This is a genomic window from Mesorhizobium sp. B2-2-4 (assembly GCF_006442375.1).
Taxonomy (GTDB): domain Bacteria; phylum Pseudomonadota; class Alphaproteobacteria; order Rhizobiales; family Rhizobiaceae; genus Mesorhizobium.
The window spans coordinates 795,801-820,206 of record NZ_VFWB01000001.1; the positions used below are offsets into that span (position 1 = coordinate 795,801).

Genomic DNA, 24,406 nt, shown 5'->3' on the forward strand with positions numbered 1-24,406 from the left:
CCTTCTTTCTATAAGCCCGCTCACGCTCGGGCCATTCGTCCCGGCGCGGTTTCGATCGCGCCAAAGCCGGCCCGGCAAAGCTCCTGTTACAGAGTGACAGAATCAAGAAGGGCCGCACCCCGCGGTATTAAAACAAATGAAGCGTACCTACCAACCGTCCAAACTCGTCCGCAAACGCCGGCACGGTTTCCGTGCCCGCATGGCCACCAAGGGTGGTCGCGGCGTCGTCGCAGCTCGCCGCAACCGCGGCCGCAAGCGGCTCAGCGCCTGAGCGAGACAAGATCGTTGCCCGCAACCGGCAAGCCAGTGGGACAAAATCCCAAGCGGCTTCTGAAACGCGCGGAATTCCTGGCCGTCCGCCGTGGTGAAAAACGTCGCGGGCGGTTTTTCCTCGTCGAGGTCCTCGACCGCGGCGACGGCGGCGCGCCGCGCGTCGGCTACACCGTCACCAAGAAGGTCGGCAACGCGGTCGTGCGCAACCGCGTCAGGCGGCGGCTGAAAGAGGCCGTGCGCACCCATGCGGCCGATGACATGATGCCCGGCAATGATTATGTCATCGTCGGGCGCGATGATGCGCTCCGCGCCCCGTTCGGCCAGTTGAAGGTCGAACTCTCCCGCCGACTTCGCGGAACACGATAGGCCAAGGGCTCTCGATGGAAAACAACCGAAACTTCTTCATCACCATCGCGCTGTCGGTGCTGATCCTGACCCTGTGGCAGGTCTTCTACATGAACCCGCGCGTCGAACAGCAGCGCGAGGCGGCGCGCGTCGAGCAGCAGCGCGTGGAAGAGCAGAAGAAGGCGGCAGAGACAGCCAATCCGGGCGCGGCAACGCCGGCGCCGGCCGGCACCGCTCCCGGTGCCATCCCCAACGCGCCCGGCGGCGACACCGTCACCGCGGCCAGCCGCGACCAGGCGCTGGCGGCTTCGAAGCGCGTCAAGATCGACACGCCGAGCCTCGAAGGCTCGATCAACCTGACCGGCGCCCGTCTCGACGACCTCAAGCTCAAGCACTACACCGAAACCGTCGACAAGGATTCGCCCGAGATCGAACTGCTCAACCCTTCGGAGTTGCCCAGCGGCTACTTCGCCGAGATCGGCTTCGTCGGCAACGACAAGACGGGTACGGTACCGGGCGCGGATACGGTGTGGAACGTCGAAGGCAATCCGACGCTGACCCCGTCGACGCCGGTGACGCTGACTTACACCAGTGACAAGGGGCTGACCTTCAAGCGCACCTTCTCTGTGGACAGCGACTACATGTTCACCGTTTCCGACGAGGTGCGCAACTCGGGTTCGGCCCCGGTTACGCTATCGAATTACGGCCGCGTCACGCGCTACGACAAGCCGGCAGTCGCCAGCACCTACGTGCTGCATGAAGGCCTGATCGGCTTCACCGGTGCGGAAGGCCTGCAGGAACACAAATACGCGTCCATCGAGAAGGACAAGGAAGTCAAGCCGGGCAAGTCGACGGACGGCTGGCTTGGCATTACCGACAAATACTGGGCGGTGACGGTGGTCCCGAGCGAGAAGCAGCCGTTCCAGCCGCGCTTCGGCTATTTCGTGGACGGCCGCCACCGCTACCAGTCCGACTTCCTCACCGACCCGATCAATGTCGAGGCCGGCCAGTCGGCAACCGTCGAGACCGAGGTCTTCGCCGGCGCCAAGGAAGTCGCCAAGATCAATGCCTATGCCGAAGACCGCCACATCAAGCGGTTCGACCTGCTGATCGACTGGGGTTGGTTCCACTTCATCACCAAGCCGATGTTCTGGCTGATCGACACGCTCTACAAATTCCTCGGCAATTTCGGCCTGGCGATCCTCGCCACCACCGTCATCGTCAAGGCCATCTTCTTCCCGCTCGCCAATAAGTCCTACGCGTCGATGGCGAACATGAAGAAGGTGCAGCCCAAGATGCTCGAGATCCGCGAGAAATACGCGGACGACAAGATGAAGCAGCAGCAGGCGATGATGGAGCTGTACAAGACCGAGAAGATCAATCCGCTCGCCGGCTGCTGGCCGGTGGCATTGCAGATCCCGGTCTTCTTCTCGCTCTACAAGGTGCTCTACATCACCATCGAGATGCGCCATGCGCCGTTCTTCGGCTGGATCCAGGATCTGGCCGCGCCCGATCCGACCTCGATCTTCAACCTGTTCGGCCTTGTTCCGATCACGCTTCCGCACATGCTGATGATCGGCGTCTGGCCGCTGATCATGGGCGTCACCATGTTCCTGCAGATGCGCATGAACCCGACGCCGCCGGATCCGACGCAGGCCGCCATCTTCACCTGGATGCCCGTCATCTTCACCTTCATGATGGCTGGGTTCCCGGCAGGCCTGGTCATCTACTGGGCCTGGAACAACACGCTGTCGATCCTCCAGCAAGGCGTGATCATGAAGCGCCAGGGCGCCAAGATCGAACTGTGGGACAATCTGCTAGCGCTGTTCCGCAAGAAACCGTCGCCAGCGGAATAGAGGCGCCGGCTCACGATTCAAAAAACCCGGCTCGTCCGGGTTTTTTCTTGTGCGCCGGCATCGGTCCACGTCCGCCCGCGATGGGCGAAACTGCAAACGCGCGGCACCGTCCGATCCGGCAAATGCGCTTGTCCACCATCGAAGACTCGCTCCCGGGGCGATTGGTGCTATACGGCGGATTACGCTACTTTGACGAGGTGTGCGCCGACGCGGGACGCGTCCGCCAGCCAATTCCCGGACGAACCGCCATGACCGGACCCAATCCCGACATCAAGCACCCGATCCCGATGCACACGCGCGTCGGCTTCCTCAAGGCGCTGGTGAGCGCGACCAACATCGAGATCGGCGACTTCACCTATTATGACGATCCGGAAGGGCCGGATAAATTCGCCGAGAAATGCGTGCTGCACCACTATCCCTTCATCGGCGACAGGCTGATCATCGGCAAGTTCTGCGCCATCGCCGAAGGTGCCCGCTTCATCATGAACGGCGCCAACCACGCCATGTCCGGTTTTTCGACCTATCCGTTCAACATTTTCGGCCATGGCTGGGAAAAGGGTTTCGACCCCGCCACATGGTCGAAGGAGGTGCGCGGCGACACGGTGGTCGGCAACGATGTCTGGATCGGCATGGAGGCAGTGATCCTGCCGGGGGTGCAAATCGGCCATGGCGCCATCGTCGCGGCGAAGTCCGTGGTCACGCACGACGTGCGTCCCTATGCCATCGTCGCCGGCAACGCGGCCAAGGTCGTCAAGATGCGTTTCGACGACAGGACGGTCCGGCGGCTGCTGGCGGTGGCCTGGTGGGACTGGCCGGTGGACAAGATCAGCCGCAACCTCGATGCCATCAGGGGCGCCGATATTTCTCTTCTGGAGACAGCAGCTTGAACGCTCAATACAGCACCACGATCGGCACGGACCTGTTTACCCGCGGGTGGATCTTCATCCGCGGCGTGCCCGCCATGAAGTTCCTGCCGCCGGAAGGGCCGCCGGAAATCGCCTTTGCCGGCCGCTCCAACGTCGGCAAGTCGTCGCTGATCAACGCTCTGGTCAACCAGAAGGGCCTGGCGCGCACCTCCAACACGCCGGGGCGCACGCAGGAACTCAATTATTTCGTGCCGGACGGATTTTCGGGGGAGGGCGCCGACCTGCCGCCAATGGCGCTGGTCGACATGCCGGGCTACGGCTATGCCACCGCGCCCAAGGAAAAGGTCGACGATTGGACGAAGCTGGTCTTCGACTATCTCAAGGGCCGTGTCACGCTGAAGCGGGTTTATGTGCTGATCGACGCCCGCCACGGCATCAAGGCCAAGGACGACGAGGTGCTGTCGCTGCTCGACAAGGCGGCGGTTTCGTACCAGGTCGTGCTGACCAAGACCGACAAGATCAAGGCCGCCGGCGTTCCGCGGCTGATTGAGGAGACGCTTGCCAAGATCAAGAAGCGACCGGCGGCGTTTCCTTTCGTGCTGGCGACGTCATCGGAAAAGGCCGAGGGCCTGGAGGAACTGCGCGCCGCGATCGTGCTCGCGGCCAATGGCGGCTAGCGGCACAAAAAGCCGGGTTAAGCCTTCGCCTCCAGGGCGATCATCTTGTGGCTTTCCTCCGCGGCAAGCATTTCGGTGCCATAGGCCTTCAGGAACATGTCGACGCCCGACCTGACGATATGGTCGATTTCGTCCTGGTTCGGAGCCTTGGCGCGATAGGCGAAGATGCACTGCCGGAAAAGACCGGCCAGGCAGAGTTCTGTGAACTGATAGGCGGCAAGGTCGACATCGTCGATCTTGAGCAGGCCACGGTCGATGGCGGCATTGAGGAAGGTCATGACCTTGTCGTGGCCGCGTTTGGGGCCGCGTTCGTAAAACCGCGCGCCCATGTCGGGTATCCTGTCGGAGGCGCCGATCACCGTGCGCTGGGCCTGGATGACCTTGGCCGAGGTGATCTTCATGGACAGGACCTTGCCGAATTTCACCAGCGTCTCGCGCAGGTCGTCGGCACGGTCGAGCACGTCATACATGTTCTTGAAGATCGTGCCGCGCTCTTCCTCGATCAGCGCCTCGAACAGCTCTTCCTTGTTGGCGAAGTAGACATAGATGGTGCCTTTCGAAACGCCGGCTTCCCGCGTGATGTCGTTCATCGAGGCCGCCTCAAAGCCCTTGTCGATAAAGACCCGGCGGGCGCCATCGATGATCTGGCTGCGCTTGACCGGATCCTGTCCGGCTGCCGGGCGGCCGCGGCGCAAGCCGTCCAGCAGGTCGCCGCAATTGTCGTTTTCGACGTCGGGCGTTGTGTCGGCCATTAAAGTCGCACCTCGAAAATAATTCGAACCAAGCGGTTCGATTGCCTCTTGATATGGTCCTCTTTAGGCGCTATGTCAACGGCCGGATCGAACCGAACGGTTCAGTATTATAACTTAGAGAGATGTCATGTCCTCGAACGCGCCGTCCACCGCCGAAGTCCGTCCCTTCCCCAACGCCAAGGTCGCCCCGGCGACGGAAGCACCGGAAGTTCCCGTCCACCCAGTCGCCGCGCCGCCTCTGGCGGAAACTCCGGCGAAGAAGAAGCGTTCCGTGCGCTCTTTCCTGCTGCCGATCATCGGCGTCGCCCTGCTCGGCGCCGGCGCCTGGTACGGCTACGATTACTGGACCACCGGCCGTTTCATGATTTCGACCGACGACGCCTATGTCCAGGCCGACATGGCTTTCATTTCGCCCAAGATCTCCGGCTATGTCGATCAGGTCAAGGTCAGCGAGAACCAGCAGGTCAAGGCCGGCGATCCCCTGCTGACGGTCGATGACGGTGATTACAAAATAGCGGTCGCCCAGGCCGAGGCGCAGATCGCCACGCTGGCCAGGACGCTCGATCGCATCGATGCGCAGACCAAGGCGGCGCAGGCCTCCTTGCAGCAGGCGCAGGCCGCCAAGACCGCCGACCAGGCCGCGGCGGCCAATGCCGCGCGCGCCCAGCAGCGCGCCGCGCAACTGCTCAAGACCCATGTCGGTACGCAGGCGCAACTCGACGACGCCCAGACGGCGCTCGACCAGGCCAACGCCGCTCTCGTCGGCGCCGACGCACAGATCGCCGCAGCACAGGCCAATATCGGCGTGCTGGAGGCGCAGCGTGCTGAATCGGCAAGCACGCTGGCATCCTTGCAGCTCAGCCGCGACAAGGCCGCGCGCGACCTTTCCTTCACGGTGCTCAAGGCGCCCTATGACGGTGTCGTCGGCAACCGTTCCGTCGAGCAGGGCGACCTCGTGAGCCCCGGCCAGAAGCTCGCCGTCATCGTCCCGATGAACAAGCTCTACATCGTCGCCAACTTCAAGGAGACCCAGCTTGCCCGGCTGGTGCCCGGCGAAAAGGTCAGGATTTCGGTCGATGCCATCGACGGCGAGCCCATCGAGGGCACCGTCTCCTCGCTGGCGCCGGCCTCGGGTGCCGTGTTCTCGCTGCTGCCGCCGGAAAACGCCACCGGCAACTTCACCAAAGTGGTGCAGCGCGTCCCGGTCCGCATCGACGTGCCGGCCGATGCCCTGAAGAGCGGCAGGCTGCGCGCCGGCTTGAGCGTCGTTGTCGCCGTCGACAGCCGCACCGCGCCGGCCGCGACCAACTGAGCGCGCTCCGGGGAGCAACGCCATGGCTACCGCAACCCTGACCGCAGGAGCGCCGCCGGCGAGGCCGGCTGTGCCTGACACCATCTCGACGCGGCGCGTCATAGCCTTCCTGGCGATGGTGTTCGGCATGTTCATGGCCATCCTGGACATCCAGATCGTCTCGGCCTCGCTGGCCGAGATCCAGGCTGGCCTGAGCATCAGTTCCGACGAGATCCCTTGGGTGCAGACGGCCTATCTGATTGCCGAGGTGGTCATGATCCCCCTGTCCGGCTTTCTCAGCCGGATGCTGTCGACGCGCGTTCTGTTCACAATTTCGGCGGCGGGTTTTACCGCCGCCAGCGCGCTCGCTGCGACCGCTACCAACATCGACCAGATGATCGTCTATCGCGCCATCCAGGGCTTTATCGGCGGCGGCATGATCCCCAGCGTCTTCGCGGCCGCCTTCACCATCTTCCCGCCGTCGCGCCGTGCCGTCGTGTCGCCGATGATCGGCCTGGTGGCCACCCTGGCGCCGACAATCGGCCCGACCGTCGGCGGCTATATCAGCCACGCAATGTCCTGGCACTGGCTGTTCCTCGTCAATGTCGTGCCCGGCATTCTGGTGACGACGGCGGCCTGGTCGCTGATCGACTTCGACAAGCCCAACCTCAAGCTGTTCTCGAAGTTCGACTGGTGGGGCCTTGCCGGCATGGCGGCGTTCCTCGGCTGCATGGAATATGTGCTCGAGGAAGGCCCGAACAATGATTGGCTGCAGGATCAGGCGGTGTTCATCTGCGCCGTCGTCATGACCTTCGGCGCGGTGCTGTTCTTCTGGCGGGTGTTCACCGCCGAGGAGCCGATCGTCGATCTCAAGGCGTTCAGCAATATCAACTTCGCCTTCGGCTCGCTGTTCTCCTTCGTCATCGGCATCGGGCTTTACGGTCTCACCTATCTCTACCCCGTGTTCCTCGGACGCATCCGCGGCTACGATTCCATGATGATCGGCGAGGCGCTGTTCGTCAGCGGCCTGGCGATGTTCTTCACCGCACCGGTCTCGGGCATCCTGTCGAACAAGATGGACCCGCGCCTGATGATGATGATCGGCTTCTTCGGCTTTGCCACCGGAACATGGTGGATGACGCATTTGACCGCCGACTGGGATTTCTACGAGCTGCTCATCCCGCAGATCCTGCGCGGCTGTTCGATGATGCTGTGCATGGTGCCGATCAACAACATCGCGCTCGGCACGCTGCCGCCCGAGCGGCTGAAGAATGCATCGGGCCTGTTCAACCTGACCCGCAATCTCGGCGGTGCCGTCGGCCTCGCCCTGATCAACACGGTGCTGATCGACCGCAACGCCTTCCACTATGCAAGGCTCTCCGAGCACGTGCAGTGGGGAAGTGCGGCCGCGCAGCAGAAGCTTCAGAACATCACGCTCAATTTCGAGCAGACCGCCGGCCTGGATGCGGCCAGCGCGGCGATCTCGAAATTGTCGGGCATGGTCCAGCAGCAGGCGGCGCTGCTGTCCTTCATGGACGTGTTCTACATGCTGACGGTGCTGTTCGCGACGCTTGGCCTGTTCACCATGATGATCCGCAAACCGGCGGCCGCCGGCGGTGGTGGCGGCGGGCACTGACACCAGGGCAATACCGGAGAAACGATTTGCGTCCTGAATCGCGCTGGAAGCAAGGAAACACGGGCAGCCATTTCGGGAAGCTCCTCCAGTCCACGCCCGAAATGACTGACCGCTAAAAAACTCCGGGTCGCAAGCCCGGAGTTTTTTCATATCGCGGCCGCATGGTCTCAGGCTGTGGCGGGCTTGAAGCTCAGCGCCACGCCGTTGATGCAGTGACGCAGCCCGGTCGGCGGCGGGCCGTCGTCGAAGACATGGCCCAGATGGCCGCCGCAGCGGCGGCAGTGGACTTCGGTGCGAGTCATGCCGAGCGACCGGTCCTGCGTCTTGCCGACGGCGTTGGCGATCTCCTGCCAGAAACTCGGCCAGCCGGTGCCGGAATCGAACTTCGTCTCGGAGGAGTAAACCGGCAGGTCGCAGCCGGCGCAGGCGAAGACGCCCTTGCGGTGCTCGTTGAGCAATGGGCTGGTGCCGGGATATTCGGTGCCTTCCTTGCGCAGCACGTCGAAGGCCGCGGGAGACAGGATCGCGCGCCATTCGGCATCGGTCTTGGTGACTTCGAAGGTCTCCGCCGCACGTGCATCCTGCGATCCGCCCATGCGCAGCAGAGATGCCGTGCCGGCGACCACGCCGATGGCGGCGGCGCCGCTCAAGAGAAAGTCGCGACGGTTCATGGCCAATCCTCCTGCTATCTGTTTGCCACATTCAACGCTCGGCTGAAAATCAAAAGCCGTTGAGGGCCGAACGTTACCCGCACCAGCCTCCTGGATGGAGCCACAGTGCGGAGCGGACGCCTGCCGGCGCAACGCGTGTACGGAGCCGCGCACCGGCAGGAGAGCCTTGCTGCCTGTTCGCCGGCAGCGAGCCGTTCGTTACATCTTCGGCAAAAGAACCTTGTCGATGACGTGGATGACGCCATTGGACTGCCTGACGTCGGCAATCGTCACATGGGCGACGTTACCGTTCTCGTCCGTGACGGTGACCTTGCCCTTGTCGGCCTTGAGCGTCAGCTCGCAGCCGCCGGCGGTCTTGACCACATGCGCGCCGCCATCGGCCTTGGCCATCTTGGCGACGTCGGCGGCCATCGCTTTCGCCGCGATCACATGGCACGTCAGGACCTTGGTCAGCTTGTCCTTGTTCTCGGGCTTGAGCAGCGTTTCGACCGTGCCGGCCGGAAGCGCTGCAAAGGCCTCGTTGGTGGGAGCGAAAACAGTAAAGGGTCCGGCGCCCTGCAGCGTGTCGACCAGGCCCGCTGCCTTGACGGCAGCGACCAGCGTCGTGTGGTCCTTCGAATTGACGGCGTTCTCGATGATGTTTTTCTTGGCGTACATGGGTGCGCCCCCGACCATCGGATTGGCGGCATAGGCGATGGTGCCGAGCGCTGAGAGGCCGATCGTACCGGCGAGCAAAAGGGTGGCGAGTTTACGCATGATGTAAGTCTCCTCGGGTTGTTTTCCCCATCATTGGGAACGCGAGGAGATACGGGCCATGCAAAACTTAGTTTCGCTCCCTATGAAAGAATTATTTTCTTCCGAATGAGGTCCAGTGATTTCGGCGGATAGGCTGATCCAACCACGAGAATTTGGTCCGTGGTTATCCATACAAAAATAGACTTAAATATTTGTAAGGCGACGGTCCGGGCGGGGAGCCATCAGATGCCCTTCAGGTCGCCTGCCGCGACCACCGGTCCCGTCGGCTGGCCGGTCGGCGAACCGCCTGAAGGCTCGAGGCTGACCGCCAGCACGGCGCCCTGCGCAAGTTTCTGCTGCACGGCCGGCGAAACCGCCACATGCGCAGCCTTCCCGGCCGGGATGACGCCCATCGAAACCGGCGCGTTCTTGCCCACGATCACCCACAGTTCGAAGTCCTTGCCGGAGGCCCGCTCACCGGAAACGTGCGACAGGCCGACTTCATGATGCGCCGCGTCATAGACGACGAGGTATCTGACGTCGCTGCCTTCGGCGGCCAGCGAGGCGACAAGCTGTGGTTGTTGGAGCGGCGGGTTGATGAAAGGCAAGGCGATGTAGATCGCCAGCGCCGCGATGGCGGCGGCGGCTAGGCCGCGCCAGAAGGCAAGGCTCGACCATAGGCCGGCGCGAGGCCGCGAGGCGAACAGCCGGCGATCGATCGCCTCCTTGACCCTGATCGGAGGTTCTGTCCCGGGATAGGCGACGGCCAAGGGCGAAAAATGGGCCTCCCAGGCATCGACAAGCCGAGCGAATGCGGCGTCGCCATCGATGCGGCGGGACGCGATCTGGCGTTCTTCCGCTGTCAGGACGCCAAGAACGTATTCGGCGGCGAACAGGTCGTCGCCTCCACGTTCCGGTCCGTCGTCGTCTACCAGCGTCATCTTTCCAGACACTCTCTGAGCTTCAGCAGGCTGCGCCGCAGCCAGGTTCGCATCGTGTTCAGCGGCACGCCATGGCGCTCCGCCAGTTCGGCATAGCTCTCGCCGTTCAGATAGGCGCCCCGGACAGCCGCTGCCCGGCCCTTCTCCAATTCCTCGAGACAATGGTAGATGCGCTCGGACTCGCCACCTGCCACGGTCATGGCCTCCGGTCCCGGCGCCGGATCGGCCACATCGAGCGCGGCATCGACATAGGCGGCAGGTTCCCGCCGCGCCCTGATACGATCGATCGCATGGTTGCGCGCGATGGCCACCAGCCAGGAAATCGGGCTTAGATCCGAGACGGCGAAACGGTCCGCCTTCGTCCATATCTTGACGAAGACCTCCTGAAGCGCCTCTTCGGCATCTCCCCGGTCCTTCAATACACGAAGGCAGACACCGAAAAGTTTCGCGCTGGTCTGCCGGTACAGCAGATCGAACGAAGCCCGGTCCTTCATCGAAGTCCGGACAATCAGATTGCTGATCTCCTGTGGCGTCATGTCGGCAAATTAGGGGATTGCGATGTATTTGCAACGGCGCAAATTTCCGAGCACCCAAAGCTTTCCGCACCGCGCCGCACTCGTTCATCGCTCGATTGCCAACGGATTGGCCGCTGGTTACCTTGCCTGGATCGGGGGAGCGCGCATGTCGGTCGAACGAGTGCTGTGGGAAGAAGACGCCACCGGCCTTGCCACGTTGGTGCGCAAGGGCGAGGTTTCGCCGGTCGAACTGGTCGACGCTGCGATCGCGCGCGCCGAGGCCAGCCGGCCTGAAATCAATGCCACGGCCGAGACACTCTACGATGCGGCGCGCAGCCGGGCGAAGGGCATCGATCGTTCCCTACCGCTGGCCGGCGTGCCCTTCGCCATCAAGGATCTCGGCATCGCCATCAAGGGCGTGCCGTCGCATGGCGGCAGCCGCATCCCCGCCTGGATGCCCGAGGTCAGTTCGGTGCTGACCGAACGCTATCTCGCCGCCGGACTGATACCCATCGTCACCTCGACATCGCCCGAACACGGGCTGCGGCTGATGACCGAATCAAAAGCCTTCGGCATCACCCGCAATCCCTGGAACACCGGCCACACCAGCGGCGGCTCGTCCGGCGGCGCTGCGGCACTGGTCGCCGCCGGCGTCGTGCCGGTGGCGCATGCCTCCGATGGCGGCGGCTCGATCCGCGTGCCTTCTGCCTGCACCGGGCTGGTCGGCCTTAAGACCTCGCGCGGCCGCGTTCCGCTGTCGCCATCGGTGAGCGAAAGCTGGTACGGCATGGTGGTCGACCATGCCGTCACCCGCTCGGTGCGAGATTGCGCCCTGCTGCTTGACCTCACCCATGGCCCCGACCCGCTCGCGCCCTATGCCGCGCCGCCGCCGAAGGGTGCGTTCGCCGCGGCTGCCGCGCGCGATCCCGGCAAGCTCAAGCTCGCAATGTACCGGAACTCTCCGCTCGGCCTGCCGATTTCGGCCGAGACGCTGAATGCGCTCGATGCCGCGGTGGCGCTCGCCCGCGAGGGCGGCCACAGCGTCGAGGAAATCGATTTGCCCTCCATCGGTCGCGATTTCTTCGCCAATTTCTGCAGAACGGTTGCCTCGGCTGTCGCAGGCATGTTGCGGGCCGAGGCGGTGCGCCTCGGCCGCACCGTCACCGGCGACATCGAGCGCGCGACGCGGGTGCTCGGCCGACTGGGCGAAATGGTCTCGGCCGGCGAGACCTATGCCGGCTTGCAGCGGCTGCATGCCGCCTCGCGGCAACTGATTGCGGAGACGGCGCGTTACGACGCCGTGCTGATGCCTGTTATCGCCCACCCGCCGCTCGCTTGCGGTGCGATGGACCCGAAGGGTGCCGACGAGCTCATCGAGAATATGCTCGACAAGCTTCGCCTCACGGCGCTGCTCAGGATCGAACCGCTGTTCGGCCAGTTGATGGACAAGAGCCTGTGGTTCACTCACTGGCCGGCGATCCAGAATGTCAGCGGCCAGCCTTCCATCGCGCTCCCTGTTTACGTCACCGAAGCCGGCCTGCCGCTCGGCGTCCAGGCCGCGGGCCGCCCCGGTGACGAGGAGACGCTTTTGTCCCTGGCCGCGCAGATGGAGAAGATCTCCGGTTGGCTTGGCCGCAGGGCGCCGCTTATGGTGCCTTAAGTGATGACGAGGTCGTGAGCCGCCCGAATATGACAGCAAAGCCGTTTGCGGCCCGCGTCAATTCCCGCTAAGACGCCGCCGTCTTTACCTGATGCATGTCGCCAAAAATGCGCAGCGGTTTTGGGGCAACGACAGGCATGAAATCAAAAGCCAGGGAACCACGCCGATGACGGACATCGCCGCCACCGCCGAAATGCAGGCCGCCCTGCTGTCGCGGGCGCTGCCCTACATGCAGCGCTACGAGAACAAGACGGTGGTGGTGAAATATGGCGGCCACGCCATGGGCGACAGCGAACTCGGCAAAGCCTTCGCGCGCGACATCGCGCTGTTGAAACAGTCCGGCGTCAACCCGATCGTCGTCCATGGCGGCGGGCCGCAGATCGGCGCCATGCTCAACAAGATGGGCATTGAATCCAAATTCGAGGGCGGCCTGCGCGTCACCGACCAGAAGACGGTCGAGATCGTCGAGATGGTGCTGGCGGGCTCTATCAACAAGGAGATCGTCGCACTCATCAACGCCGAGGGCGAATGGGCGATCGGCCTGTGCGGCAAGGACGGCAACATGGTGTTCGCCGAAAAGGCGCGCAAGACCATGATCGACCCGGACTCCAACATCGAGCGCGTGCTCGATCTCGGCTTCGTCGGCGAGCCGGTCGAGGTCGACCGCACGCTGCTCGACCTTCTGGCGCGCTCCGAGATGATCCCGGTGCTGGCACCTGTGGCGCCCGGCCGCGATGGTCACACCTACAACATCAATGCCGATACCTTTGCCGGCGCCATCGCCGGCGCCTGCAAGGCCTCGCGTCTTCTGTTCCTCACCGATGTGCCGGGCGTGCTCGACAAGGACAAGAAGCTGATCGACGAGCTGACGGTCGCCGAGGCCAAGGCGCTGATCAAGGACGGCACGGTGTCGGGCGGCATGATCCCGAAGGTCGAGACCTGCATCGAGGCGATCGAGCGCGGCGTCGAAGGCGTCGTCATCCTCAACGGCAAGACGCCGCATTCGGTGCTGCTTGAACTGTTCACCGAGCACGGCGCCGGCACGCTGATCGTGCCCTGATATTTGTGGGCTGCCGCGCCCGGCGCTAGTCCGGCAGAGCGGCGATCGCCACGATCTCGATGACGAGATCGGGATGCGCAAGTGCGGCAACCCCGATTACCTCCGAGGGCGGCGGATTGTTGTAGCTGCAGTGTTTCGGGCAGTGCGCGGCAAAGAATTCGTCCATGACGTCCAGCCGGAAATTGGGGGAACTCAGAACGCCGCCGTCCGGAAATGGTCCTTTGACATATTGGGTGATCTTGACGAGATGCTCGAGCGAGCTGCCAAGCTCCTCCAGGTCCGATTTGATGGTCGTCAAAATGGAGCGCCATTGCGTCGCCGCGTCCCCGACGGCGCCACCTTTGCCCGTCGACGGGTCGTAATTTTCGGCCGTGCCCGTATTGCCGGCGAGAAAGACATAGCCCCTGGCGCCGCTGACGACGGTGCCTTTTCCCCAAGGCATCAGCCGGCCCTCTTTCATCTTTTTATGGGTGACAAGCTCCATCGCTTCCTCCTGCCGGACACCCTCTGCTTCCAGGAAGTAGCGCGCAGCCTGGTAACGGCCAGCGTGAAAAAGTCAGGCGCGGTGCGAATGCATGGCCGCGAGCACGGCAGGTTTCCATGCCGTCCGTTCGAACACCATCGATTGCTCTTCCGCGTCTGTGGCGCGCTCCGGAAATCGGCCATCTTTCATCCGGCCATCGCGCGTCAGAAATCCCCAGACTCGCGGACCAGAGCCGCCGTCCATCTGCGTATACCAGCGCATGGAGAACGAGCTTCATGGCGGGACCTCTTCATGGGTGATCCGCCCATGCTGGCCGGCGCCATCACCGCCGCAGATGTCCGAGCGGCACGTGGCCGGGTCCCTTGATGTTCTGCAGCACGAGCTGCGTGTGGACGTCGCGCACACCGTCAAGCCGCATCAGCCGGTGCATGACGAAGGCGTTGAGTTCGTCGACCGACGGCACCATGACATGCAGCAGGAAGTCGTGGTCGCCGGTCATCGTCCAGCAGGATGATACCTCGTCCATGCGCTGGACCGCGGCGATGAAACTCTCGGGCGAACCGTCGCTGTGGCTGACCAGCCGCACCTGGATGAACACCTCGACCGTCAGGCCGACGGCACGGCGGCTGAGCACGGCGGCAAAGCCCTTGATGATGCCGGCCTCCTGCAGCGCCTCGAAGCGCCGCGCGCAAGGTGTCGTCGACAGGCCGATCTCCTGCGCCAGTTCGGAGACCGGCTTGCGTCCGTCGCGCTGGAGGATATCGAGCATCTTGATCTCGAAATCGTCGAATTGAGGCATTTTCCCTCCGCTATGGCATATTCCGAGTGGATGTTATCCAAAAATCCTCATTCCGGCCATCACCAAAACCGATTTGCCTCCGCAAGTCCGGTTAACTTCGGGCACATCCGGAATTCAAGATTGGCGAGGAGAAAACCATGACGACAATGAGCGTTGCCGAATATGCCCGCGACTGCGCGGCTCAAGGGTTGCGCGGCGACTACTCGGTCTGCCGTGCCGATTTCACCGTGGCGCAAGGCTATGACTACAGCGCCGAGGAACAGGCGGTCTGGCGCACGCTGTGCGACCGCCAGACGAAACTGACGCGCAAGCTCGCCCACCATTCCTATCTCGACGGCGTCGACAAGCTCGGCCTGCTCGACCGCATCCCGGACTTCGACGAAGTCAGTGCCAAGTTGCGCAAGCTGACTGGCTGGGAGATCGTCGCCGTGCCAGGGCTCATCCCGGCCGCGCCCTTCTTCGACCATCTCGCCAGCCGCCGTTTCCCCGTCACCAACTGGCTGCGGACGCAGCAGGAGCTCGACTACATCGTCGAACCCGATATGTTCCATGATTTCTTCGGCCATGTGCCGGTGCTATCGCAGCCGGTCTTCGCCGACTTCATGCAGATGTATGGCCAGAAGGCCGGCGACATCATCGCGCTCGGCGGCGACGAAATGATCAGCCGGCTCTACTGGTACACGGCCGAATACGGCCTCATGCAGGAAAGTGGTCAGCCGCTGAAGGCCTTCGGCGCCGGTCTGATGTCATCCTTCACGGAGTTGCAGTTCGCGGTCGAAAGCAAGGATGCGCACCATGCGTCTTTCGACCTGGAAACGGTGATGCGCACGGGCTACGAAATCGACAAGTTCCAGCGCGTCTATTTCGTGCTGCCGTCCTTCGACGCGCTGCGCGACACATTCCAGACCGCCGATTTCGCGGCGATCGTCGCTCGCCGCATGGGCGAGCCCGCACTCGACCCGGCGACTGTCTAGAGCAGTTCCAGGAAAAGTGTGCACGGTTTCCCCGGTAAAAGCGCGCAGCGCTTTCCCTGGGGAATTGCGCAAAAACAAAGAGATAGAGCAGTTCAGCGTTCCATGGAACGGTGAATTGCTCTAGCCGGATTTGGATGGGCAGGGGCGAGCGAAACCTCGCCCTTCCTACAGTGCGGCATAGATGTTGCGATTGAACTTCGTCTCCATCACCACATGCGATGCGGTTTTGACGATGCCGCTGATTTCATTCAGCGCATTCACTTCCCGGTTCAGCTTCTCGAGCGTCTCGGCCGCGACATGGATGATCAGGTCCCACTCGCCGGTTATGGCATAGACCGCCTGGATCGAAGGCATCGCCTTGATCTTCCTGGAGACGTCCGGGTAGCTCTTGTTGTTCAGGGCGGCGAAGGTGAAACAGTGGACGGAATTCTGTGCCGCCTCCTTGGTCAGCCGCACCGCGTAGCCTTCGATGACCCCGCCCGCCTCGAGCTTTTGTATGCGCTCCTGCAAGGCAGTCCGGGATACGCCGAGCTGACGCGCCAGTGATGCGACCGGCTCACGCGCGTTCTTCTGCATCAGCGCGAGCAGCTGGCGATCTTTTTCGGTCAATTCCACAATCAATCCTCTCCTTCGATCCGCCCTGGAACCCGTCCAATCGCTCGGCGCGATCCTATCGGCTGAACCACCGCCGCGACAATCCTCAGGAACCGCCGGTGCAGGCTGCGCAAGGCGCAAATATCCGGCATTTTGCCGCCTCACGGCACGTAATGACTGCATGGCTGCCATTATCCGGCATTTCGCCGGGTGGAACCCTGCTTTTCGCGACCTGAGTGTCAACTGTCACAAACGCCAGTCCATGAGGGGGAACAGCTTCGGCTGCGATGGACGCAAATCGACACCGAGCCGCGTTGGACTTGCATCCGCAAGCCGAACGCCACGGTACGCCGCGGAGACGTCGCGGACGAGGCCGATCGAAACAACCACTGGTGCCCGACGCAGGTACCGTCATTTCAGCTGCATCCATAAGGGAGGATAACTTTGAAAAAACTGCTCGATTTCGCCATTCTTGCCGTCGCGACATTCGCGATCACGACGGCGGCCATGGCCGGAGAAACTTTGGATCGCGTCACGTCGAAGAAGGCGATGGTCGTCGCCACCAACGCCGCCTGGCCGCCGCAAAGCTTTCTCAATGACAGCAACGAGCTCGCCGGCTTCGACATCGATGTCTCGCGCGAGATCGGCAAACGGCTGGGGGTCGAGGTCTCGTTCGAGACGCCCGACTGGGCGACCCTGACCGGCGGCCGCTGGCAAGGGCGCTACGACCTCGGCGTCGGCTCGGTCACGCCGACCAAGGCCCGTTCCAAGGTGATCGATTTTGTCGGCATCTATTACTACAGCCCCTATGTCTACGTCGTGCACAAGGACAGCACCGCGAAGTCGGTCGCCGATCTCAACGGCAAGGTGATCGGCGTCGAGACGGCCACCACCTCGGAGGATTTCATCCGCCGCAAGCTTGAGATCGACGCGCCCGGCCTGCCTCCCGTCGAATACAAGCTGGAGCCCGGCGAGATCCGCACCTTCGCCGATTCCATGCTTCCCTTCGATGACCTGCGGCTTGGCGACGGCGTCCGCCTGAATGCCGTGATCGCGCCGGAGCAGACGGCGCAGAACGCCATCAAGAACGGCTATCCCGTGAAGATCCTCGAAGGGGAATATGCCTTCCGGGAACCGCTCGTGGTCATCGCCGAGAAGAACGATCCCGAGTGGACCGCAAAGGTTTCGGGCATCATCGCCGAACTGAAGAAGGACGGCACGCTCGCCGCGCTGACCACGAAATGGTACGGCAAGGACTACAGCGCCAAATGACCTTGGATTGCTCGCCGGCTGCCGCTCGGCTGCCGGCGGGCAACACGCGTCAGATGCTGGAGCGGTTCAGCGTTTGAAACAATCGCCACCCCTCTCTAAACCTTTGTTCTTGCGCAATTCCCCAGGGAAAAGCGCTACGCGCTTTTCCTGACTCTGAGCGGGATGCAGTTGAAAGTCGCCGATGGCCTATCCGGACACCTATTACGCCCGCACCATGACCGACCGGAAGATCAGGCCCCCGCTCCGCGGCGAGGCGCACTGTGACGTGGCCGTCGTCGGCGGGGGACTGGCCGGCCTGACCACGGCGCTGCAGCTGTCGCGCTCCGGGCTGCGCGTCGCCGTGCTCGAAGCCCACGTCGTCGGTTTCGGCGCCTCCGGCCGCAATGGCGGCTTCGTGACGCCTGGCTTCGCCACCGGCGGCGACACCATTGCCGCGCGTGTCGGCAAGGAGGCCGCCCGGCAACTGCACCGGCTGTCGATCGAGGGCGTCGAATTCGTGCGTCACACCATCGAGGCGCTCGACATATCGGCCGCCATGCCGCGCGACGGGCTGGTCAGCGTCCTGCGCTACGACGATGGCGACGCGCTCAAGGCCTATGCCGACCAGACGGCGCGCGACCACGGATACGAGCTTCAATATCTGCGTAGAGAAGACGTCCGTTCGGTGCTTAAATCGGCTCGCTACTATCAGGGCTTGCGCGACCCGAAAGCCTTTCACATCCATCCGCTCAACTATCTGCGTTCCGTGGCCGAGGAGATCGAGCGGCTTGGCGGCAGCATCCATGAGAGCTCCGAAGTCGTGCAATGCGATCTGTCGGGGCCGCAAAAGATGCTGCGTACGCGAGAGGGCACGCTTCGGGCACCGCGCGTCGTGCTGGCTACCGGCGGCTACACCGGCCCGGTATTCACCCAGCTCCACCGCGCCTTCCTGCCCATCGCGACCTATGTGATGGTTTCCGAGCCGGCGCCGCGCCTGATCGCGCAAGCCGTTGCGACCACGGACGCGGTCGGCGACAACCGGCGGGCCGGCGACTACTATCGGCTGGTCGATGGCGGCAATCGCCTTTTGTGGGGCGGGCGCATCACCACGCGCGCCGCTTCTGCCTACGCGCTGGCGTGCGAATTGCGCCGCGAGATGGTCGGTACCTATCCGCAGCTTGCGGACCTCAAGACCGAACTGGCCTGGTCCGGATTGATGTCCTATGCCCGTCACCTGATGCCCCAGATCGGCGAATTGCAGCCGGGCGTCTGGTATTGCACGGCTTTCGGCGGCCATGGTCTCAACACGACGGCCATCGCCGGAAAAGTCGTTGCGGAAGGCATTCTGGGCGTTTCGGACCGGTACCGGCAGTTCGCGCCATTCGGATTGAGCTGGGCCGGCGGCGCCGCCGGCTTGGCGGCCGCGCAGCTCACCTACTGGAAATTGCAGGCGCAGGACTGGTGGCGAGAACGTCATGCCGCCACGAAAGACAAGGTGACGGCATGATAGGCAGGCTGATGCTCTTCTATCCGGGGATCACCCGCCGCGCAGTGGGGGCGCTCGTGCTGGCGCTGTTGGCCGCCGGCCTTTACGCGATGGGCATCAAGTCAAGCTGGATCGGCTCGGTGATTCCAGTTGCATCCGGCTGGCTGCAGGCCAACCCTGCCCTGTCGCGCGCGCTTTCCGCAGTGCTGATCGCGCTCATTGTGCTGGTGAATTGCAAGCTGCTGCTGCTTTTGCCCCGGCGGCAGCAGATCGTCGGCGTCTGGATCGAACTGTTCGTGCTCCTGATGCTGTTCTTCTATTCCTTCGACCTTTCGCTTGCCTTCATCGCCAGGAAGATCGGCTTCCTGATCACCCAGGGCGTCACCACCACGCTCTACATTTCGGCGATCTCGATCCTGATCGCGACAGCCATCGCACTTGTCGGCGCGATCGCCAAACTGACCGGAAACGGCATTGTGTACGGGCTGGCCACTTTCTACACCTCGTTGTTCCGCGGCCTTCCTTTGCTGATGCAGATCTACATCATCTATCTCGGCCTGCCGCAGGTCGGTTACGTGATCGGCGCGGTGCCGGCCGGCATTCTGGCGTTGTCGCTGTGTTATGGCGCCTACATGACCGAGATCTTCCGCGCCGGCATCGAAAGCATTCCGCGCGGACAGAGCGAAGGCGCCACCGCGCTTGGACTGAGCCCCGGCCAGACCATGGCGCTGGTCATCCTGCCGCAGGCCATGCGCGTCATCATCCCGCCGACCGGCAACCAGTTCATCGCCATGCTGAAGGACTCGTCCCTGGTGTCGGTCGTCGGCGTCTGGGAGATCATGTATCTCGCCCGCACCATGGGCCAGACGGAGTTCCGCCATATCGAGATGTTGATCACCGCCTCGATGATCTACTGGATCCTGTCGATCACGCTGGAGTTCGGCCAGGCCTATCTCGAACGGCGTTTTGGCCGGTCGGAGCGGCGGGCGTAGGACAATTCCAGGAAAGCTGCGTCGCCGCCGTGCCGGTGCGCATCTCCACGGCTTTTAAGCCGCTCCGGCGGCCGCGCCATTATGTGACGCGGCTTTGCCGGGATGAGATGATTTAGTGGGGACTGCGGAACCCTCAGGCGGCGACCACCTTGCCGAGATGCTCGCCGAGCCGGCAGGCCAACGCCGTGATCGTCGTCGTCGGGTTGCATTGGCCCGAGGTGCAGAACACCGAGGAGCCGCCGACATAGAGATTGTCCATGCCGTGCACCTTGCAATTGGCATCCACGACGCTCGTGGCGACATCGGTGCCCATGCGCGTGCCTCCCATGTGGTGGTGGCCGGCCGTCTCCTCGTCCGTCGGGTAGTCGCCGCCGTTCGAAATCCAGTCGGCTATACGCACCCGGCCCAGATTCTTCTGGGCTAGCGTCGTCCCGAAAAGCCTCAGCCCTTCGAGCAGCGTGCGGCGTTCCAGGTCCGATTTCTTCCAGTGCAGCTCGATGCGCGGCACGCCGGCGTGGTCGACCACGGTCTTCGACAGCTCGACCCGGTTCGAGGCCAGCGGCGCCTGCTCCCAGGCTACATAGAGTTGGGCCGCGCAGCGCAGGTTCTGGTTGAGCCTGCCCGATAGCCACTCCGCCATGTTGGGCGCCGTACAGGCGAGATCCGCGATCAGGTCCTTGACGCCGGGATAGGGCGTCTCGATCAGCCTGATGCCGAAATTCATGATCCGCAGCCGCTCCATCGCGGCCGGCATCGGCGAGAAGAAGGCCTCGTTCACCGCATCGACCTCGAATGCGCCATAGTCGGCCAGGATGGCGTTGCCGCCCTGGAAGGTCGGGTGTTCCATCCAGTAGCGGCCAAGTGCCGTCGCGTTCGGCACGACGCCGCCATTGAAGCGCTGGTTCGACCACAAAAGCAGCCGCGAATTCTCCAGCCCGCCGGTACAAACGATGAAATAGTCGGCGCTGAAGAAGTCGGCATCCTGCCCCTGCGACCACAGCCTGGCGCCCGTCACGCGTCTGCCGTCGCCGGCAAGCTCGGTGGCACAAGTGTTGAGCACGACAGCGATGTTCCTGCTCTTGTCGAGCTCGTCGGCGTATTTTTCAGCGAAGCGCACGGCACCGCTCTTGATCAGCTGCACCCAGCGGATGTCGTCCGAGACCGGCGCGTCCGGCCGGAAATCCGGCAGTTCCAGGATGTCGCGCACTTCGCCCAGATACGGTTCGATGTCGCTGCGCCGGATCGGCCAGCCCGTGTCCGGCACCCACGCCTTCGGCTCGAAATCCTGTTTGTCGAGCACGCGGCACCAGCCGGCCCAGTGGTTCGAGCTGCCGCCCATGAACCGCAGCCGGGTGATATCGAGATCGAAATAGAAATCGCCGACTGTGGTGCCGCGGTAGAAATCCTGCGAGGTGTCGCTGAACTCCCTGCCGCCGGCCTCCAGCACCACGACCGGTATGCCGGCGGCACCGAGCTTTCTGGCGATCGTGGTGCCGGCCGGGCCGGAGCCGAGAACGCAGACCCTAGGCGTGAAATTCGCGGCGCGAAACGCCTCATAGCTGTCGAAGATCATGCCAGGTCGCTCCGCTTCAGGATCCAGCCATTGATCTCGACGATCTCATCGGGGGCGGCTTCGGAAGAACCCGCATCGGGCAATTTGCGGAACAGCGACAGGGCAGGCACCGCGATCAGCGTCTGCATGATCATTCGGCGCGATATCTTCTTGATAAGGAAACTCATGACAGGTCTCTCGACGGGGTCTCTATCCAGGCATGTTCCCTGAACATCCAGGCATGGTCCCTGAACGGCACATGCTTCATCATCGAAGCCAGAAGCGTGCCAAAACTGGTTGCAAGCCGGAACAATGCGCAGCCGAGTGCAAACAGGGTTAGAGACTCCTTAACAGGCCGATGTGCTGGATCGGCCCGTTCAGGCCGCCTCGGAGATGTCGGTGTCGAGGATCACCAGGTTGCGTCCCCGATGTTTGGCCTGGTAGAGGCGCCGGTCGGCGGCCCGCATCAGCTCCGACACGCTGGCGCTTTCGTCGCAGAGGGTTCCGCCGATGCTGACGGTCAGCGGAATGGTCCGCTCGTCCACGGGCCGGAAGCGGATCAGCTCGACTTCGCGGCGGATGTGCTCGGCGACGCGCTTGGCTTCCCGTTCCGTGGCTCCGACCAGCAATGCGCCGAACTCCTCGCCGCCGATGCGGCCGAGGACGTCGCCGCCGCGCACCCCGCGCTTGATCGCGCTGGCGATCAGGAGCAGCGCGTCGTCGCCGGTCAGATGGCCGAAGCTGTCATTGATCATCTTGAAATGGTCGGCATCGATGATCAGCAAGGCGCCGCGATCGGGCTTGTGCCGGGAGCCGTTGAGCACGGCAAAGAAGCTTTCCCGGTTGAGCATGCCCGTCATGTCGTCGCGGCAGGCCTTTTCCGCCAGCCGGCGATGCGCTGCGGCAAGCTGGGCGTGCGTGCGGGCAAGGTCGCGATGCGCCGACTTCAGCCTGTCGCTGTGCCAGAACGTGCTTGCGCAGGCCGCCCATGCAAGAACCAGCGGACACAATGTCGAGGTCAGCCAGATCATGCGGTTGACCGGGAATCCCATGGCGGGGACGATGATCAGGGTCAGAAGGAGCGAAACCGCGACGGAGACGAAAGCAATGGTGGCGGACTTCAGAATTATACTGCTCATCGCTGGCTCCCACTGGACCGCCTCTGTGCCAGCAAGCCCTGAAGGCCACCTTTCCAGGATGCCTAAAATTTGAACGGTGAGACTGTTCTGCCACTTTCGGCGCGTAGAAGTTGTGGATAAAGCCCCTTCAAGATCGTCCGTTTCGTGCCATAAGGGGCGCATGGCTACACACCCCGACCCCGCTCGCTTCGCCCATGTCACCGACTGGGTGTTCGACCTGGACAACACGCTCTATCCGCATCATTCGAATCTGTTCTCGCAGATCGACGTCAAGATGACCGCCTATGTCGGGGAACTGCTGTCGCTGCCGCGCGAGGACGCGCGCAAGCTGCAAAAGGAACTTTATCGGGAATATGGCACGACACTGAACGGGCTGATGACGCGCCATGGCATAGACCCCGACGATTTCCTCGAGAAGGTCCACGACATCGACTATTCCTGGCTGGTGCCGGATCCCGTCCTCGGCACCGCCATTCGCCAGCTTCCCGGCCGCAAGTTCATCTTCACCAACGGCGACCGCAGGCATGCCGAGCGCACTGCGCGCCAGCTTGGCATCCTTGATCATTTCGACGACATCTTCGATATCGTCGCTGCCGGGCTCAACCCCAAGCCTGCGCGCCAGACCTACGAGAAATTCGCCGAACTTCACGCCGTCACCGGCCACAATGCGGTGATGTTCGAGGATCTCGCGCGCAACCTGTCCGTGCCGAAGTCACTGGGCATGACGACGGTCCTGGTGGTGCCGCGCAATTTCGAGCCGACATTCTCCGAAATCTGGGAGCGCGATCCGGCGCAGGAAGATGATGTCGACTTCGTCACCGACGATTTGGCCGGGTTTCTGACGGAGATAGTCGTGGGGATAAGGCAGTAGGGCAGTAGGGCAGTAGGGCAGTAGGGCAGTAGGGCAGTAGGGCAGTAGGGCAGTAGGAAGATGAGGGGCGCTCTCAGCCCTTGATTCTAGATATACTGCCTTACTGCCCTACTCCCTTACTCCCCTAACTTATAGAACCGGCTGACGATGCCCCAGGCCTCGTCGGCGGTGTCGACGAAATCGATGATGTCCTGGTCGCCGGGACTGATCGTGCCTTGCTCGGCGAGGAAGTCGAGATCGATCGCCCGTTTCCAGAAGGATTTGCCGAACAGGATCACCGGCACGCGCTCCATGCGCCCGGTCTGGATCAGCGTCAGCGTCTCGAAGAATTCGTCCATCGTGCCGAAGCCGCCGGGAAACACCGCGACGGCCTTCGCGCGCATGACGAAATGCATCTTGCGGATGGCGAAATAGTGGAAGTTGAAACAGAGTTCCGGCGTCACATAGACATTGGGCGCCTGCTCGTGCGGCAGAACGATGTTAAGGCCGATAGAGGGCGCGCCGACATCGTCGGCGCCGCGATTGCCCGCTTCCATCACGCCGGGCCCGCCGCCGGTCACCACGACATATTCGCGGTAGTATGAACTGGCCGATTGCTGCGAGCAGAGGCGGGCGAATTTGCGCGCCTCCTCGTAATATTTGCTGTTTTCCTCGAGGTTCTTCTTCTGCGTCTCGTTTTTGGCCGCCCAGGCCTCGCCGCCGGGTTCAGGCAGCCGCGCGCCCCCGAACAGGACCACGGTCGAGCGGATACCGCGCTCGGCCAGGATCATCTCCGGCTTCAGGAGTTCGAGCTGCAGCCTGACCGCGCGCAGTTCGCGCCGCGTCATGAAGTCGGGATCGTTCCACGCCAGGCGGTAGGTCTCGGCGCGCGTCTGCGGCGTGTCCGGCACGCTCCTGGCCCGCTCCAGATCCTCGTCCGAATGCGGCAGCGGCGTCCAGCCCGCCTTTTCCATGGGTGTCATGATGTCAGGTCCGTCCATTTCATT

Annotated in this window: 27 protein-coding genes; 14 read left to right on the top strand and 13 right to left on the bottom strand. The window is 63.1% G+C overall.

Going from position 1 to position 24,406, the window contains the following annotated elements; translation table 11 throughout:
- The first annotated feature begins 136 nt into the window (after nt 1-136).
- From rpmH to yihA, 5 genes are all read left to right on the top strand, one after another.
- On the top strand, nt 137-271 hold the full coding sequence (gene rpmH, locus FJ959_RS04100; protein ID WP_008833937.1) for a 50S ribosomal protein L34: 135 nt from the start codon (nt 137-139) through the stop codon (nt 269-271).
- 14 nt (nt 272-285) lie between these two features.
- Nucleotides 286-639 carry a ribonuclease P protein component gene (gene rnpA, locus FJ959_RS04105; protein WP_140491500.1) on the top strand — a complete coding sequence of 118 codons (354 nt, stop codon included), beginning with the start codon at nt 286-288 and terminating at the stop codon, nt 637-639.
- 14 nt (nt 640-653) lie between these two features.
- A complete protein-coding gene (gene yidC, locus FJ959_RS04110; RefSeq protein ID WP_140554640.1) occupies nt 654-2,474 on the top strand; it encodes a membrane protein insertase YidC in 1,821 nt (606 codons plus the stop codon).
- A gap of 248 nt (nt 2,475-2,722) precedes the next feature.
- A complete protein-coding gene (locus FJ959_RS04115) occupies nt 2,723-3,361 on the top strand; it encodes a CatB-related O-acetyltransferase (RefSeq protein WP_140628616.1) in 639 nt (212 codons plus the stop codon).
- A complete protein-coding gene (yihA, locus tag FJ959_RS04120; protein WP_140491494.1) occupies nt 3,358-4,017 on the top strand; it encodes a ribosome biogenesis GTP-binding protein YihA/YsxC in 660 nt (219 codons plus the stop codon). The genes FJ959_RS04115 and yihA overlap by 4 nt, the downstream gene beginning before the upstream one ends.
- A 17-nt stretch (nt 4,018-4,034) precedes the next feature.
- Here yihA and FJ959_RS04125 read toward each other — a convergent pair whose 3' ends face one another.
- Nucleotides 4,035-4,769: a TetR/AcrR family transcriptional regulator gene (locus tag FJ959_RS04125; RefSeq protein ID WP_140628619.1), complete on the bottom strand. Its 735-nt coding sequence runs from the start codon at nt 4,767-4,769 to the stop codon at nt 4,035-4,037.
- Nucleotides 4,770-4,896: 127 nt separating this feature from the next.
- Between FJ959_RS04125 and FJ959_RS04130 the strand changes: the two genes are divergently transcribed.
- Nucleotides 4,897-6,081 (top strand): HlyD family secretion protein, encoded by a 1,185-nt coding sequence (locus FJ959_RS04130; protein WP_140563669.1) that lies wholly within the window; start codon nt 4,897-4,899, stop codon nt 6,079-6,081.
- 22 nt (nt 6,082-6,103) lie between these two features.
- Entirely contained in the window at nt 6,104-7,696 is a 1,593-nt protein-coding gene (locus FJ959_RS04135) for a DHA2 family efflux MFS transporter permease subunit (RefSeq protein WP_140628621.1), read from the top strand.
- 167 nt (nt 7,697-7,863) lie between these two features.
- On the opposite strand, the gene msrB is transcribed toward FJ959_RS04135, so the two are convergent.
- The 4 genes from msrB to FJ959_RS04155 form a co-directional block, all read right to left on the bottom strand.
- Nucleotides 7,864-8,367, bottom strand: a complete 504-nt coding sequence (gene msrB / locus FJ959_RS04140) for a peptide-methionine (R)-S-oxide reductase MsrB (protein ID WP_140491485.1) — start codon at nt 8,365-8,367, stop codon at nt 7,864-7,866.
- Nucleotides 8,368-8,565: 198 nt separating this feature from the next.
- Nucleotides 8,566-9,123 carry a fasciclin domain-containing protein gene (locus FJ959_RS04145; protein ID WP_140551640.1) on the bottom strand — a complete coding sequence of 186 codons (558 nt, stop codon included), beginning with the start codon at nt 9,121-9,123 and terminating at the stop codon, nt 8,566-8,568.
- Nucleotides 9,124-9,344: 221 nt separating this feature from the next.
- A complete protein-coding gene (locus FJ959_RS04150; protein ID WP_140559076.1) occupies nt 9,345-10,043 on the bottom strand; it encodes an anti-sigma factor in 699 nt (232 codons plus the stop codon).
- A complete protein-coding gene (locus FJ959_RS04155; protein WP_140628624.1) occupies nt 10,040-10,579 on the bottom strand; it encodes a sigma-70 family RNA polymerase sigma factor in 540 nt (179 codons plus the stop codon). Before FJ959_RS04155 ends, FJ959_RS04150 begins: the two co-directional genes overlap by 4 nt.
- Before the next feature lie 145 nt (nt 10,580-10,724).
- Between FJ959_RS04155 and FJ959_RS04160 the strand changes: the two genes are divergently transcribed.
- Together FJ959_RS04160 and argB are read left to right on the top strand one after the other, a co-directional pair.
- Entirely contained in the window at nt 10,725-12,218 is a 1,494-nt protein-coding gene (locus tag FJ959_RS04160; RefSeq protein WP_140628627.1) for an amidase, read from the top strand.
- A gap of 166 nt (nt 12,219-12,384) precedes the next feature.
- Nucleotides 12,385-13,278, top strand: a complete 894-nt coding sequence (argB, locus tag FJ959_RS04165; RefSeq protein ID WP_140491474.1) for an acetylglutamate kinase — start codon at nt 12,385-12,387, stop codon at nt 13,276-13,278.
- A gap of 25 nt (nt 13,279-13,303) precedes the next feature.
- Here argB and FJ959_RS04170 read toward each other — a convergent pair whose 3' ends face one another.
- The 3 genes from FJ959_RS04170 to FJ959_RS04180 form a co-directional block, all read right to left on the bottom strand.
- A complete protein-coding gene (locus tag FJ959_RS04170) occupies nt 13,304-13,762 on the bottom strand; it encodes a RidA family protein (RefSeq protein WP_140628630.1) in 459 nt (152 codons plus the stop codon).
- Nucleotides 13,763-13,834: 72 nt separating this feature from the next.
- Nucleotides 13,835-14,023: a hypothetical protein gene (locus tag FJ959_RS04175; protein WP_140628632.1), complete on the bottom strand. Its 189-nt coding sequence runs from the start codon at nt 14,021-14,023 to the stop codon at nt 13,835-13,837.
- A gap of 61 nt (nt 14,024-14,084) precedes the next feature.
- Complete coding sequence (locus FJ959_RS04180; protein ID WP_140491470.1) at nt 14,085-14,561, bottom strand: Lrp/AsnC family transcriptional regulator; 477 nt, start codon at nt 14,559-14,561, stop codon at nt 14,085-14,087.
- 137 nt (nt 14,562-14,698) lie between these two features.
- Between FJ959_RS04180 and phhA the strand changes: the two genes are divergently transcribed.
- Entirely contained in the window at nt 14,699-15,535 is an 837-nt protein-coding gene (gene phhA, locus FJ959_RS04185) for a phenylalanine 4-monooxygenase (protein WP_140559072.1), read from the top strand.
- 165 nt (nt 15,536-15,700) lie between these two features.
- Here phhA and FJ959_RS04190 read toward each other — a convergent pair whose 3' ends face one another.
- The gene (locus tag FJ959_RS04190; protein WP_224519054.1) at nt 15,701-16,321 is read right to left on the bottom strand and encodes an Lrp/AsnC family transcriptional regulator; all 621 of its coding nucleotides are present in this window, start codon (nt 16,319-16,321) and stop codon (nt 15,701-15,703) included.
- A 315-nt stretch (nt 16,322-16,636) separates the two neighbouring features.
- Here FJ959_RS04190 and FJ959_RS04195 point away from each other — a divergent pair, with 315 nt between their 5' ends.
- The 3 genes from FJ959_RS04195 (at nt 16,637) to FJ959_RS04205 (ending at nt 19,858) form a co-directional block, all read left to right on the top strand.
- Nucleotides 16,637-17,401: a transporter substrate-binding domain-containing protein gene (locus tag FJ959_RS04195; RefSeq protein ID WP_224519058.1), complete on the top strand. Its 765-nt coding sequence runs from the start codon at nt 16,637-16,639 to the stop codon at nt 17,399-17,401.
- Nucleotides 17,402-17,582: 181 nt separating this feature from the next.
- Complete coding sequence (locus tag FJ959_RS04200) at nt 17,583-18,887, top strand: FAD-binding oxidoreductase (protein ID WP_140628635.1); 1,305 nt, start codon at nt 17,583-17,585, stop codon at nt 18,885-18,887.
- Nucleotides 18,884-19,858: an amino acid ABC transporter permease gene (locus tag FJ959_RS04205; protein ID WP_140559070.1), complete on the top strand. Its 975-nt coding sequence runs from the start codon at nt 18,884-18,886 to the stop codon at nt 19,856-19,858. The genes FJ959_RS04200 and FJ959_RS04205 overlap by 4 nt, the downstream gene beginning before the upstream one ends.
- Before the next feature lie 133 nt (nt 19,859-19,991).
- Here the strand turns inward: FJ959_RS04205 and FJ959_RS04210 are convergent, their stop codons facing one another.
- From FJ959_RS04210 to FJ959_RS04215, 3 genes are all read right to left on the bottom strand, one after another.
- Nucleotides 19,992-21,431 carry a GMC family oxidoreductase gene (locus tag FJ959_RS04210; protein ID WP_140628638.1) on the bottom strand — a complete coding sequence of 480 codons (1,440 nt, stop codon included), beginning with the start codon at nt 21,429-21,431 and terminating at the stop codon, nt 19,992-19,994.
- A complete protein-coding gene (locus tag FJ959_RS31555; RefSeq protein WP_181171860.1) occupies nt 21,428-21,598 on the bottom strand; it encodes a hypothetical protein in 171 nt (56 codons plus the stop codon). The genes FJ959_RS04210 and FJ959_RS31555 overlap by 4 nt, the downstream gene beginning before the upstream one ends.
- A gap of 189 nt (nt 21,599-21,787) precedes the next feature.
- Nucleotides 21,788-22,549, bottom strand: a complete 762-nt coding sequence (locus FJ959_RS04215) for a GGDEF domain-containing protein (RefSeq protein ID WP_140628642.1) — start codon at nt 22,547-22,549, stop codon at nt 21,788-21,790.
- Between the two features lie 160 nt (nt 22,550-22,709).
- On the opposite strand from FJ959_RS04215, the gene FJ959_RS04220 reads away from it, so the two are divergent.
- A complete protein-coding gene (locus tag FJ959_RS04220) occupies nt 22,710-23,420 on the top strand; it encodes a pyrimidine 5'-nucleotidase (RefSeq protein WP_140491455.1) in 711 nt (236 codons plus the stop codon).
- Nucleotides 23,421-23,536: 116 nt separating this feature from the next.
- Here the strand turns inward: FJ959_RS04220 and FJ959_RS04225 are convergent, their stop codons facing one another.
- Entirely contained in the window at nt 23,537-24,382 is an 846-nt protein-coding gene (locus FJ959_RS04225; protein WP_140563657.1) for an LOG family protein, read from the bottom strand.
- Between the last annotated feature and the right edge of the window lie 24 nt (nt 24,383-24,406).